Source organism: Novosphingobium sp. PhB55 (genome assembly GCF_004368805.1).
GTDB lineage: Bacteria > Pseudomonadota > Alphaproteobacteria > Sphingomonadales > Sphingomonadaceae > Novosphingobium.
Genome location: NZ_SODQ01000001.1, coordinates 335,328 through 346,794, shown reverse-complemented (window position 1 = coordinate 346,794; position 11,467 = coordinate 335,328). Strand labels below are relative to the sequence as shown.

The 11,467-nt window shown below is 64.7% G+C and carries 11 protein-coding genes; 6 read left to right on the top strand and 5 right to left on the bottom strand.

Going from position 1 to position 11,467, the window contains the following annotated elements; translation table 11 throughout:
* Positions 1 to 56: 56 nt before the first annotated feature.
* From EDF57_RS01675 to EDF57_RS01665, 3 genes are read left to right on the top strand one after another with little or no spacing between them, the layout of a single operon-like run.
* Positions 57 to 1,364, top strand: a complete 1,308-nt coding sequence (locus tag EDF57_RS01675) for an MFS transporter (RefSeq protein WP_132262687.1) — start codon at positions 57 to 59, stop codon at positions 1,362 to 1,364.
* Complete coding sequence (gene cysK, locus EDF57_RS01670) at positions 1,361 to 2,278, top strand: cysteine synthase A (RefSeq protein ID WP_132262685.1); 918 nt, start codon at positions 1,361 to 1,363, stop codon at positions 2,276 to 2,278. Before EDF57_RS01675 ends, cysK begins: the two co-directional genes overlap by 4 nt.
* A 2-nt stretch (positions 2,279 to 2,280) precedes the next feature.
* A complete protein-coding gene (locus tag EDF57_RS01665) occupies positions 2,281 to 2,982 on the top strand; it encodes a dienelactone hydrolase family protein (RefSeq protein WP_134092871.1) in 702 nt (233 codons plus the stop codon).
* Positions 2,983 to 3,036: 54 nt separating this feature from the next.
* Here EDF57_RS01665 and EDF57_RS25350 read toward each other — a convergent pair whose 3' ends face one another.
* The 3 genes from EDF57_RS25350 to EDF57_RS01650 form a co-directional block, all read right to left on the bottom strand.
* Entirely contained in the window at positions 3,037 to 3,369 is a 333-nt protein-coding gene (locus tag EDF57_RS25350) for a hypothetical protein (protein WP_166675157.1), read from the bottom strand.
* Between the two features lie 457 nt (positions 3,370 to 3,826).
* Positions 3,827 to 4,204: a phosphoribosyl-AMP cyclohydrolase gene (gene hisI, locus EDF57_RS01655; protein WP_132262681.1), complete on the bottom strand. Its 378-nt coding sequence runs from the start codon at positions 4,202 to 4,204 to the stop codon at positions 3,827 to 3,829.
* 373 nt (positions 4,205 to 4,577) lie between these two features.
* Entirely contained in the window at positions 4,578 to 5,345 is a 768-nt protein-coding gene (locus tag EDF57_RS01650; RefSeq protein ID WP_134092870.1) for a ComF family protein, read from the bottom strand.
* Between the two features lie 122 nt (positions 5,346 to 5,467).
* Here EDF57_RS01650 and EDF57_RS01645 point away from each other — a divergent pair, with 122 nt between their 5' ends.
* On the top strand, positions 5,468 to 6,226 hold the full coding sequence (locus EDF57_RS01645) for a methyltransferase domain-containing protein (RefSeq protein ID WP_134092869.1): 759 nt from the start codon (positions 5,468 to 5,470) through the stop codon (positions 6,224 to 6,226).
* A gap of 74 nt (positions 6,227 to 6,300) precedes the next feature.
* On the opposite strand, the gene glyS is transcribed toward EDF57_RS01645, so the two are convergent.
* Both glyS and EDF57_RS01635 read right to left on the bottom strand, forming a co-directional pair.
* The gene (gene glyS / locus EDF57_RS01640) at positions 6,301 to 8,418 is read right to left on the bottom strand and encodes a glycine--tRNA ligase subunit beta (RefSeq protein ID WP_134092868.1); all 2,118 of its coding nucleotides are present in this window, start codon (positions 8,416 to 8,418) and stop codon (positions 6,301 to 6,303) included.
* Positions 8,415 to 9,320 (bottom strand): glycine--tRNA ligase subunit alpha, encoded by a 906-nt coding sequence (locus EDF57_RS01635; RefSeq protein ID WP_134092867.1) that lies wholly within the window; start codon positions 9,318 to 9,320, stop codon positions 8,415 to 8,417. The genes glyS and EDF57_RS01635 overlap by 4 nt, the downstream gene beginning before the upstream one ends.
* A 181-nt stretch (positions 9,321 to 9,501) precedes the next feature.
* Here EDF57_RS01635 and EDF57_RS01630 point away from each other — a divergent pair, with 181 nt between their 5' ends.
* A complete protein-coding gene (locus EDF57_RS01630; protein WP_134092866.1) occupies positions 9,502 to 10,431 on the top strand; it encodes a TraB/GumN family protein in 930 nt (309 codons plus the stop codon).
* Positions 10,432 to 10,434: 3 nt separating this feature from the next.
* A complete protein-coding gene (locus EDF57_RS01625; protein WP_134092865.1) occupies positions 10,435 to 11,286 on the top strand; it encodes a TraB/GumN family protein in 852 nt (283 codons plus the stop codon).
* Positions 11,287 to 11,467: the final 181 nt, after the last annotated feature.

The following is an 11,467-nucleotide window of genomic DNA, read 5'->3' as shown; positions in this document are numbered from 1 at the left end:
CATAAGCTATCGCTGCGCATGAGCGGCATGTCTTGGCAATGCTTTGACATGCTGCCATGCAGCAAGCCGTGAGTACCATTGACACTTCCAGCCCTTCCGTGCTGCCAGAGCCCACCTCCCCGCTGCGCATTGCGGATTACCGCAAGTTCTGGCTAGCCCGCTTCGCCGTGGTGTTCGCCTCCACCGGCATGGTCGTCATCATCGGCTACCAGCTCTACGACGTGGCCCGCAGCGTTTACGGCATGTCGATTGCCGAGGCTTCGTTCCAGCTCGGCCTGCTTGGCTTCGCGCAGTTCCTGCCGATCTTCCTGCTGACCCCGGTAGCCGGTGTCATCGCCGATCGGTTCGACCGGCGCAAAGTGGCGGGAATAGCCATGTCGGTGGACATCCTGGTCGCCATCGGCCTGGCCCTGATCACCGAACTCGATCTGCGCAGCCTGCCGGTGCTCTATCTGTTTGCCGCGCTCCACGGCATCGCCCGCGTCTTCGTGAGCCCGTCGATGACGGCGATCGCGCCGAACATCGTGCCCACTTCGCTGATCCCGCGCGCCATCGCTTTCAACTCGATCGCCATCGAGGCCGGAACCATCATCGGCCCGGCAGCCTTCGGCTTCCTCTTCGCGCGCCATCACGCGATGCCCTACTGGATCGCGGCCGTGCTCATGGCCGTCGCCGCCTTCAGCATCACCAGCATCCGCAACCTGCCGCCCGTCCCCAAGGACGCGCGCCGCGACCATCCGGTCCGCCAGATCGTCGACGGATTCCATTTCATCTGGCGCGAGCGCTTCCTGCTCGGCTGCATCACGCTGGACCTCTTCGCCGTTCTGCTCGGCGGCGCGACCGCGCTCATGCCGGTATTCGCGCGCGATATCCTCCATGTCGGGCCCGAGGGACTGGGCCAGATGCGCGCCGCGACGGCGGCCGGTGCCGCTATCGTCGCCGTCTGGCTCTCGTTCCGCCCCCTCGCCAAGAACGTGGGCGTGAAGATGCTGCTCTCGGTCGCGGCCTACGGCGCCATGACCGTGGGCTTCGGCCTCTCGCGCAGTTTCGCGGTGTCGCTGGGCTTCCTGGCGCTGCTCGGTGCGGCGGACATGATCTCGGTCTTCATCCGCAGTTCCCTGGTCCAGCTTCGCACCCCGGACGACAAGCGCGGAAGGGTCTCGGCCATTTCCGGCCTCGCCATATCCGCCTCGAACGAGCTGGGCGAGATGCAGTCCGGCGTGGCCGCGGCCCTGCTGGGCGCGACCGGGGCTGTTGTTTTCGGTGGCGGCGCTGCCATAGTCATTACCGCAATCTGGGCCTGGAGCTTTCCCGAGATCCGCCGTGCCCGCACCTTCGCACCACGATGGGAGCATGAACAATGAAGGCCGACAGCATTCTCGCCACGATCGGGAATACGCCGCATATTCGCCTCTCGCGCCTGTTCCCGGACCATGAAGTCTGGGTAAAGGCAGAGCGCACGAACCCCGGCGGTTCGATCAAGGACCGCATCGCGCTCGCCATGGTCGAAGCTGCCGAAGCCGATGGCACGCTGAAGCCGGGCGGCACCATCATCGAGCCGACTTCGGGCAACACCGGGATCGGCCTGGCCATGGTCGCGGCGGTCAAGGGCTACAAGCTCGTGCTCGTCATGCCCGAATCGATGTCGATCGAACGTCGCCGCCTGATGCTGGCCTATGGCGCCAGCTTTGACCTCACCCCGCGCGAGAAGGGCATGAAGGGCTCGATCGAGCGCGCCAAGGAGCTGCTCGACACGATCCCAGGTTCGTGGATGCCGCAGCAGTTCGAAAATCCGGCCAATGTCGCGGTCCATGTCGCGACCACCGCGAAGGAAATCCTGGCCGATTTCGCCGACAGCCCGATCGACGTGCTGATTACCGGCGTCGGCACCGGCGGCCACCTCACCGGCTGCGCGGAAACCCTCAAGCAGAGCTGGCCGTCGCTCAAGGCCTATGCCGTCGAACCCACGCTCTCCCCGGTGATTTCCGGCGGCCAGCCCGGCCCCCATCCGATCCAGGGGATCGGCGCCGGCTTCGTCCCCGCCAATCTCCATACCCAGTCCATCGACGGCGCGCTCCAGGTAGACCCGGCCGATGCCAAGGATTGGGCGCGCCGCTGCGCTACCGAGGAAGGCATGCTGGTAGGTATCAGCTCGGGCGCGACGCTGGCCGCCATCGCCCAGAAGCTGAAGGAGCTTCCCGCAGGCAGCCGCGTGCTCGGCTTCAACTACGACACCGGCGAGCGCTATCTCTCGGTGCCGGACTTCCTTCCGGAGTAATCATGCTCGAAACGATTGCCTACAGCCACGCCGGTCAGGATCTGACCGGCCATCTGGCGCGTCCCGAAGCCACGCCTCGCGCGGCCGTGGTCCTGTTCCCGACGATCGCCAACTTCAACGCGGCGATGGAACGGCGCGCGAAGATGCTCGCGGACCTCGGCTACCTCACCCTGGTTTCGGACTTCTACGGGGAGCCTGTCGCCAGCTTCGAAGCGTCCTTCCCGATGGCGGAGAAGCTGCGTTCGGACAATGCACATTACCGCGGCCGTATCGATGCTGCCATCACGGCCCTGCGCAGCCTCCCCGAGACGGCGGGGCTGCCGATGCTCGGCATCGGGTACTGCATGGGCGGACAGGCCGTTCTGGAAGCGGCGCGCGGCGGACAGGACCTGGTCGCGGCCGTGAGCTTCCACGGCACCCTTGCGACCGCGGCACCCGCAGAACCGGGCGCGGTCAAGGCGCGTATCCTGGTCTGCCACGGAGACGCCGATCCCCTCGTCCCGCGCGAGCAGGTCATCGGTTTCTGGGATGAGATGGATCGTGCCGAAGCGAACTGGCATTTCCATGCCTACTCCGGTGTTCGCCATGGCTTCACCGATCCGGGAAGCGACGAACGGGGCATGGCCGCCATCGGCTACGATGCCAGCGCCGACCGTCAGAGCTGGGCCGCGATGCTCAGTCTGTTCGACGAAGTTCTAGGATAACTACTTAAAGCCGTGGCCGCCCCGAAGGGCGGCCACGGTGGTCAAATCACCGGCTCAGCAGCCGTGCGACTTGCCGCCATCGTCATCGCCCCAGCCACCATGGCCATGACCGTTGTCATGTCCGTGGCCGTGACCGTTGTCGTGGCCCCAGCCCCAGCCGGGCTTGCCCCAACCCCAGTTGGGCTTGCCCCAACCGGAACCAGGCTTACCCCAACCCCAACCGGGCTTGTTCGAACCCCAGCTGGGCTTGCCCCAACGGTCGTTGCCGCGATCGTTACCGCGACCCCAGTTGTCGCCCCGGCCCCAGCCGGAGTTCTTGCTGGAACTCTTGGACGAGTCCGAGGTGTGGAAGTTGCTGGAGGACGAGCTCGGCCTCTGATCTGCCATTGCGGCGGTTGGTGCTGCTACGAGCCCCACCACCATGGCAGCAATCAACGCTTTATGCTTCATTGATGCTTCCCTTCCATTCATGCGCCCCAGGCGCCTGACAAGGCCACCCATCTCCGCCCGGTTCGCCTCCGAAAGTCGGCGACCCGGAAGCCGGCAGGGCCACGACCCGGTGCATGGGGCACGGAGCACCGACCAAAGTCCCTGCCAATCAACGATTTTTCTCGTAGGACGGGCACGACCGAAGACGGTCCTTGCACCCTGTCGTCCGGGATAGTTCATTGGCGAGAGACGTCTTGCGAGCCGATTGCGATGATCCGTCCGCTCCGTCCGCTCAATGGTGACCTGTAGAACATGCTGATTCTTTGGTTAATTTTGAAATCGGCCGATAAGTGCATGTTCTTAAGGGAAGAGGTGCTTTTCCTATACTGTAATTACTCAATCGATTGCTAACTGCTTAGTCGGAAACGCGAATCAAAGAATCGCCCGACAACTTCCTATAAAAGCAGCTTCGCGCCCCCGTATGGCAGGCCGGTCCTTCGGGCCGAACCCGCAGTTCCAGCGCATCCTGGTCGCAATCCACCCGGATGTCCTCGACACGCAGGAAATGGCCCGAGGTCTCTCCCTTCAGCCACAAGGTCCCGCGCGAGCGCGAGTGGAAATGGGCGAGCCCCGTTTCGAGCGTCTTTTCGAGCGCTTCCTGGTTCATGTAGGCCACCATCAGGATGTCCCGGGTCTGCGAGTCGACGGCTATGGCGATGAGCAGACCCTGCGCATCGAATCGCGGCAGGAAAGTAGTGCCCAGTTCGCGTTCGGCCTTGCTTGCTTCGGACATGACGGAAATTTCTCCGATTTGAATTCATTGGACGCGGTTGTTGCACGATAACCACAGCCGTTGACCAAAATCCTCGTAGCTTCGCCGTGCCTCTTTTCAACCCCGGGATTTCGTAGGAATGTCTGTCTGCAGCTGGGGGTTGCTGCTGACCCACAGGTCGCTGATACAAGCGCCACGGTTCAGGGAACAAGGCCGGAATACTTTCGGGTGGTCTGGTTTCAGGTAATGAGGGATCGGGCCAGGCGGCCGACAGGGGGACCGCCGAACTGCTTTGCAGGGCTCAACAGTTTCGTCACGAGGACGCCCGGAGCCCAAAGTTCCGGGCGTTTTCGTTTGTGGCGACCCGGTAGTTGTCGCCCTGTCCGGCGAAATCTCAAACCTCAGGCGGATTCGGCGATCGGCGCACATGCTCCAATGCTTCGTCCAGCACCCGTGCAAAGCAGGCGATTACGACTTTTGCCGCTCCGGCCCGCTTGAGGCTGGATACGCAGGCCTCGCTCGTCGCGCCGCTCGTCAGCACGTCGTCGACCAGAATTACTTTCGCGCCCTTCAACATCGCTCTCCGGGAGGGCCGCGCCGCTATGGCGCCGGACAGGACCTTGCGCCGCGCAGCCTTGCCCAGTCCGCCCAACGAAGGCGTCGCCTTGCGGCGATCCAGCAGATCGACGGCAAGGACGCCCCCGGTGATCCTTGCGATCTCGCGGGCCAGCTCGGCGGCCTGGTTATAGCCACGCCGCCAGATCCGCCAGCGATGGAGCGGCACGGGCACGATCAGCCATGTCTCGTCCACGAAAGCCAGCTTGGCGCTGACCAGCCTCGCCATCAGCCGGGCGTGCGAAATCCGATTGCCGTGCTTCAGAGCGAGCACGAGTTTGCGCGAGGCATCGTTGTAGAGCGTCCCCGCGGCGATGCCGTCGTGCCGCGGGGGCTCGCCCAGGCAAGGTGCACAAAGCGCGCCTTCGGGTATGCCGGCGCCGAACGGCCGGGAGCAGGCGGTGCATGAGGGTTCCCCGGGTATTGCCAGTTCGCCCCAGCATGAAGCGCAAAGCCCCCCATGCGCGCTCAGCCCTGCTCCGCACAGCGGACATCGTGGCGGAAAGATCAGGTCGACAAGCGGATCGAAGGCGCGAACGAGAGACATCGGCGGTGAAGCTAGCCGCCGCATTTCGCTCTGCAAGCTACAAGGCGTTAACCCGCCATCTCCAACTGTAATTGCACGAAGTGCGATTGCACCGGACGGCGCAAAGCGGCAGGGGAGCGACCATGGCCAGCAAAGCTCCCCCCCGCATCTTCTCGTCCGCCCGCCGTCTCGCCGCCCGCCGCCGCGCGCTCGTGCTCCAAAAGCAGCACGACGTACCGCAGTACCTTCACGAAGACATGGTGGAAGACGTCCTTGAGCGCCTTTCCTTCCTGCGCTTCGAGCCCGCCCGTGCGCTGGTCATCGGCGATTGGACCGGCGCACTGGCCGAGGCCCTGAACGCGCAGGGCGTCGCCGTGACGCAAGTGGAACCGGCGGAAGGCTTCGACGAGGAAGCCCCTTACCCATTCGAAGGTTTCGACCTCATCGCCAGTCTCGGCACGCTGGATACGGTCAACGACCTGCCGGGCGCCCTGGTCCACATCCGCAAGGCCCTGGCGCCGGGCGGGATGATGATCGCCAGCTTCCTTTCAGCGGGCAGCCTGCCGACCTTGCGCGACGTCATGCTGGCCGCCGACGGCGAACGTCCGGCCGCTCGGGTCCATCCCATGGTCGACGTGCGGGCGGGCGGGCAACTGCTCCAGCGCACGCTTTTCGCGGACCCGGTGATTGACCAGCGCTCCTTGCAGGTCGGTTTCCGCAGCCTGGAGCGGCTCGTTGGCGACATCCGTGCCCAGGGTATCGGCGGTGTCCTGGCCGATGCGCCACCACCCTTGGGAAAGGAAGCGCTGGCGCGCGCCCGTGAGGCCTTCGCCGCCGCCGGAGACGATGGCAGGACCGTGGAGCGATTTGAAATTCTCACTCTATCTGGCTGGAAAAAGTAAGAAAAAGGCCGGGGAATACCCCGGCCTTTTCGTTTTCAGGGGCGAATGACGCTCCCCGCAGCTTGATCCGGCGATCAGCCCTCGATGCGAGAGAAATCCGCCACTTTGTGAACCGCGGCGCGGAAGCGATCCAGCAGGGCCAGGCGGGCTTGGCGCTTCAGCGGGTCGGCATCGTTGACGGTGACGTCCTCGAAGAACGCATCGATCGGTGCGCGGAGCGACGCCAGCGCGGTCATGGCCGCAGCGAAGTCCTCGGAGGAAACCGCGCGCGAGACTTCCGTTTCCGCCGCGGCAACGGCATCGATCAGGGTCTGCTCGGCAGGCTCGGCTGCATAAGCCGGGGCCTGCTCGCTGGCGTGACGGTGCGCCATCTTGGCGGCAATCACTTCGGCCAGATCGGGATCCTCGACGCCGGCCAGCGGATCTTCCTCGCCCGTGCGCGCGATCTCGCCCTCGACGCCGTGCCAGTCTTCCTTCTTGAGGATGTTGGCAGCGCGCTTGTAGCCCGCCAGCAGGTTCGCACCGTCATCGGTCGAGACGAAGCCCTGGAGGGCATGCACGCGGGCGAGCAGGCGAACGAGGTCGTCCTCGCCGCCAAGAGCGAAGACCGCGTCGATCAGGTCGTGACGAACGCCGGCTTCCTTCTGCTGGACCTTGAGGCGGTCTGCGAAGAAGTCGAGCAGGTCACCCTCGGCGACCCCGAAACGCAGGGCATTGTCAGTGATGAGACGGATGATGCCCAGAGCGGCACGGCGCAGCGCGAACGGATCCTTCGACCCAGTCGGCTTCTCGTCGATCGCAAAGAAGCTGCGAAGCGTATCGAGTTTGTCCGCCAGCGCCACGGCCACGGTGACGGGCGCCGTCGGCACTTCATCCCCTTGCCCGACGGGCTTGTAGTGATCGCGGATGGCATCCGCGACCGCATCGGGCAGACCTTCGGCGCGGGCATAATATCCGCCCATAAGACCTTGAAGTTCTGGAAATTCTCCGACCATCTCGGTGACGAGATCGGCCTTGGAGAGTTCCGCAGCCTGACGCGCAAGCGCCGGATCGCAATTCGGCACGATGCCTTCGCTTGCCAGCCATTCGGCCAGTCTGGCGACGCGCTCGACCTTGTCGGCAACGGAGCCCAGCTTTTCGTGGAAGGTGATGCGGGCAAGCTTTGCAGCCTGGGCCGATAGCGAGGTCTTGCGATCCTGCTGCCAGAAGAAGCGCGCATCCGAGAGACGCGCCGCCAGCACCTTGCGATTGCCGTCGACGATAGCCGCCCCGCCATCGTTGGCGACAATATTTGCCGTACAAATGAAGGCGTTGGCGAGCGAACCTGCAGTGTCTTCGCAGACGAAGTATTTCTGGTTGACGCGGGCCGTCAGCTGAATCGTCTCGGGCGGAACCTCGAGGAAGTCCTCTTCGAACCGGCCGAGCAGCGGCACCGGCCATTCGGTAAGACCTGCATTCTCGATCACCAGCCCCTCGTCCTCGACCAGCACGAGCCCGGCCGCGGTGGCGGCCTCACGCGCCTTGGTGCGAACGATATCCTGCCGTTCCTCGTGGTTCACGAGCACATGGGCAAGGTGCAGCTTGTCAGCATAGTCGTGCGCGCCGCCGATGGTGATTTCTCCGGGGGCATGGAAGCGGTGGCCCAGCGTCACATATCCCGAAGCGATGCCGCCCACTTCGCAGGCGACAAGGTCCTCGCCCAGGATCGCGACGATCCCGGAGAGCGGACGCACCCAGCGGAGCGATTCCGTGGAGATCGACGCGGCGCCCCAGCGCTGCGACTTGGGCCAGGGGAAGCTGCGGATGATGGCCGGGACGACCTCCGCAAGCACCTCGGCCACGGCGCGGCCCGGCTTTTCGACGACGGCGAAGTAGGTGTCCTTGCCCTTGAGGTCGCGCACCTCGAGCTGGTCCCTGGTCAGGCCGGTCTTGCGCAGGAAGCCTTCGAGCGCCTGTTCCGGGGCGCTGGTTGCAGGGCCCTTGGTTTCCTCGTGAACGGCTTCGGTCGCAAGCGGAAGGCCGCATGCGATCAGAGCGAGCCGGCGCGGCGTGGACCATACGGTGACTTCGCCCACGGCAACGCCGGCAGCGGCCATTTCCTTGCGGAACAGCTTTTCCAGATCGGCGCGCGCGCCGGCCTGCATGCGGGCAGGAATTTCCTGCGAACGCAGTTCGAGAAGGAAGTCGGTCATACGGTCCATCCCGGGAACTTGGCTTCCCATTCGCTCTTGTTCTTGTCGATCCAGGCCTCGCACGATCCCTTAGCGAGATCGCGCACACGGCCGATGTAGCTGGCCCGCTCCTGCACGGAGATCACGCCGCGCGCCTGAAGCAGGTTGAAGAGATGGCTGGCCTCGATCGCCTGGTCATAGGCGGCAAGCGGAATTTCCGCCTCGATGCAGCGCATGCATTCGGCCTCGGCGGCCTTGAAGCCGGCGAAAAGTGCCTCGGTATCGGCGATCTCGAAGTTGTACTTCGACATCTGCTGCTCATTGGCGAGGAACACCTCGCCGTAGCTGACGCCCTCGTTGTTGAAGCGCAGGTCGTAAACGCGGTCGACGCCCTGGATATACATCGCCAGACGCTCCAGACCGTAAGTCAGCTCGCCCGCAACCGGCTTGCAGTCGAACCCGCCGACCTGCTGGAAGTACGTGAACTGCGTCACTTCCATGCCGTCGCACCAGACTTCCCAGCCCAGGCCCCAGGCGCCCAGGGTCGGGCTTTCCCAATCGTCCTCGACGAAGCGGATATCGTGCGCGAGCGGATCGACGCCGATGGCGGCGAGGCTGGCGAGATAGAGTTCCTGCAGGTTGTCCGGGTTCGGCTTCAGGATCACCTGATACTGATAGTAATGCTGGAGCCGGTTCGGGTTTTCGCCATAGCGGCCATCGGTCGGACGGCGCGAAGGCTGGACATAGGCCGCCTTCCAGGGTTCCGGGCCGAGCGCGCGAAGCGTCGTGGCCGGATGGAAGGTACCTGCCCCCATGCGCATGTCATAGGGCTGGAGGATGAGGCAGCCCTGCGCGCTCCAGAAGTTGTGGAGCGTCAGGATCATGTCCTGGAAGCTGAGCGGCTGTCTGTCAGCGGTCGACATCGAAATCCCGTCAAATCTCTTGGTTGCGCGGCCTTTGGCGGATCGAACCGGCCAAATCAACCGCACAAGCCGCGCGTGAACAACAGTTATGGCTACCGCGCCCGGCGCCGCGAGGCTATCCCCCGCGCTACGGAACCTCCGTCAAGCGCCCGTTTCTTTCGTACTCCCTCGGAAAACCGTCATGATACCGTCCCGCAAGATCCGCCTGCTCGCGGCCGCCTCCGCCTTGTTCATATTCCTGGCCGCGCCGCCGGTCACGGCGCGGGAGGCCCAGTCGGAGAAGGCAAGGGCTTCGGGGGCGCCTGCTGCCGAGGCCAGACCTGCGCTTTGGAAGATCTCCGACCGGGACACGACGATCTACCTGTTCGGCACGATCCACATTCTCCCCGAAGAACTGGGCTGGTTCCGCGGGCCGGTGAAGCGCGCTTTCCGGTCGGCCGATCAGGTCGTCACCGAAACGATGACCGATTCGCCAGAGACCCTGCAGGCGATCTTCGCGGAGAAGGGGATCCGCCGGGACGGCCGGACATTGCGCGAAAGCCTGGACGACACGCAGCGCGAAAATCTGGAGAAAAGTCTTTCAGATCTTGGACTTGCCGTCAATTCATTCGATCAGTTCGAGTCTTGGTACGCCGGGCTGCTGCTCTCTCTGATCCCGCTGAAAGCCGCCGGATACGATCAGGCCAAGGGCGTCGAGAACCAGATCGATGCGATGGCCAAGGCCAGCGGCGTGGCGCGGCATCCGCTGGAAACTGCCGAATACCAGATCGGTCTCTTCGCCGCCTTGCCGGAAGCGAGCCAGCGGGCCTACCTTTCCGAAGTGCTGGAGCAGCTGCCTACCCTCAAGGAAGACGTGGCCAAGCTGGTCAAGGCCTGGAGACGGGGCCGGGCCGAGGAACTCGCCGAACTGCTCAATGACGACGAATCGGACGAGACCATGCGCAAGGTGCTCATCACCGACCGCAACCAAGCCTGGGCGAAATGGCTTGAAGGTCGGCTCGCTCAGCCGGGCGTGGTCTTCGTGGCCGTCGGCGCGGGGCATCTGGCCGGGGCGGGCAGTGTTCAGGAGCAGCTGTCACGCGACGGCATTCGCACAGTGCGGGTGCAGTAGCCGATGCGCAAGACCATCGTCCTGCTGGCGGCCCTGGCGCTCTTTGCTTGCGGACCGAAACCCCAGCCCGCCGATCCCGCACTCTGGCGTGTCGAGGGACCGAACGGCCAGACCGCCTGGCTCTTCGGAACCATTCATAGTGCCAAGTCTCCGCTGCAATGGCAGACCGCGAAAGTTCGGACCGCTCTGGAAGGTTCGGACTCGGTGATGGTCGAAGTCGCCAACCTCGCCGACGAGAAGGAAGTCGCCGCCACGTTCGCCCGCCTCGCCAGGAACGAGGGACAGCCGCCGTTGTCCCAACGTATCGATCCACGCAGGCGCCCTGCCCTATCGGCCTTGCTGGCGAAAGGCGGCTATGCCGATGGCGATTTCGCGGCGATGGACACCTGGGCCGCGGCCCTCACGCTGGCCCAGGCCGGGGCCAAGGAAGATGAGGCGCGCAACGGCGTGGACCGGGCCGTCATCGCGGCGGCAGGAAACAAGCCCGTCGTCGAACTGGAGGGTGCGGCAAAGCAACTCGGCCTGTTCGACAGCCTGCCGGAGCGCGAGCAGCGCGATCTCCTGGGCGCGGTCGTGACCGAGGCCGCCGCCACGGATGGCGATCTTGCCGAGCGCTGGCGTCAGGGAGACATGGCCGCGATCGAACGCGAAACGCGCAAGGGCCTGCTGGCCGACCCGGAACTGCGCGCGGTGCTCTTCGTGGGGCGCAACCGGGACTGGGCCGGAAGGATCGACTCTGCCATGCGAGAGGGCAAACGTCCGTTCGTTGCCGTCGGGGCGGCACACATGGCCGGGCCGGAGGGCATTCCGGCGATGCTGGCAGCGAAGGGCTACCGCGTCATCCGGGTCGAATAGCTGGAACGCCGTCGATCCGGGTTGATCGGGATTGGGCCACTGGCGGTCCCGACAGTGCTTGCAAATCTGCGACAATCGCATTAAGGGCGCCCGCTTCCCGTCATGGTCATCCCTGGAGGCGTGGCGGGACGGAGCGGGCCGATACGCGGCCTGTATCCGACATATATCCAGTTTTCGAAAG

Excerpts from the sequence above, each read along its gene's own strand:
- EDF57_RS01675 (WP_132262687.1), top strand. The coding sequence starts at position 57 with ATGCAGCAAGCCGTGAGTACCATTGACACTTCCAGCCCTTCCGTGCTG.
- cysK (WP_132262685.1), top strand. The coding sequence starts at position 1,361 with ATGAAGGCCGACAGCATTCTCGCCACGATCGGGAATACGCCGCATATT.
- EDF57_RS01665 (WP_134092871.1), top strand. The coding sequence starts at position 2,281 with ATGCTCGAAACGATTGCCTACAGCCACGCCGGTCAGGATCTGACCGGC.
- EDF57_RS25350 (WP_166675157.1), bottom strand. The coding sequence starts at position 3,369 with ATGGCAGATCAGAGGCCGAGCTCGTCCTCCAGCAACTTCCACACCTCG.
- hisI (WP_132262681.1), bottom strand. The coding sequence starts at position 4,204 with ATGTCCGAAGCAAGCAAGGCCGAACGCGAACTGGGCACTACTTTCCTG.
- EDF57_RS01650 (WP_134092870.1), bottom strand. The coding sequence starts at position 5,345 with ATGTCTCTCGTTCGCGCCTTCGATCCGCTTGTCGACCTGATCTTTCCG.
- EDF57_RS01645 (WP_134092869.1), top strand. The coding sequence starts at position 5,468 with ATGGCCAGCAAAGCTCCCCCCCGCATCTTCTCGTCCGCCCGCCGTCTC.
- glyS (WP_134092868.1), bottom strand. The coding sequence starts at position 8,418 with ATGACCGACTTCCTTCTCGAACTGCGTTCGCAGGAAATTCCTGCCCGC.
- EDF57_RS01635 (WP_134092867.1), bottom strand. The coding sequence starts at position 9,320 with ATGTCGACCGCTGACAGACAGCCGCTCAGCTTCCAGGACATGATCCTG.
- EDF57_RS01630 (WP_134092866.1), top strand. The coding sequence starts at position 9,502 with ATGATACCGTCCCGCAAGATCCGCCTGCTCGCGGCCGCCTCCGCCTTG.
- EDF57_RS01625 (WP_134092865.1), top strand. The coding sequence starts at position 10,435 with ATGCGCAAGACCATCGTCCTGCTGGCGGCCCTGGCGCTCTTTGCTTGC.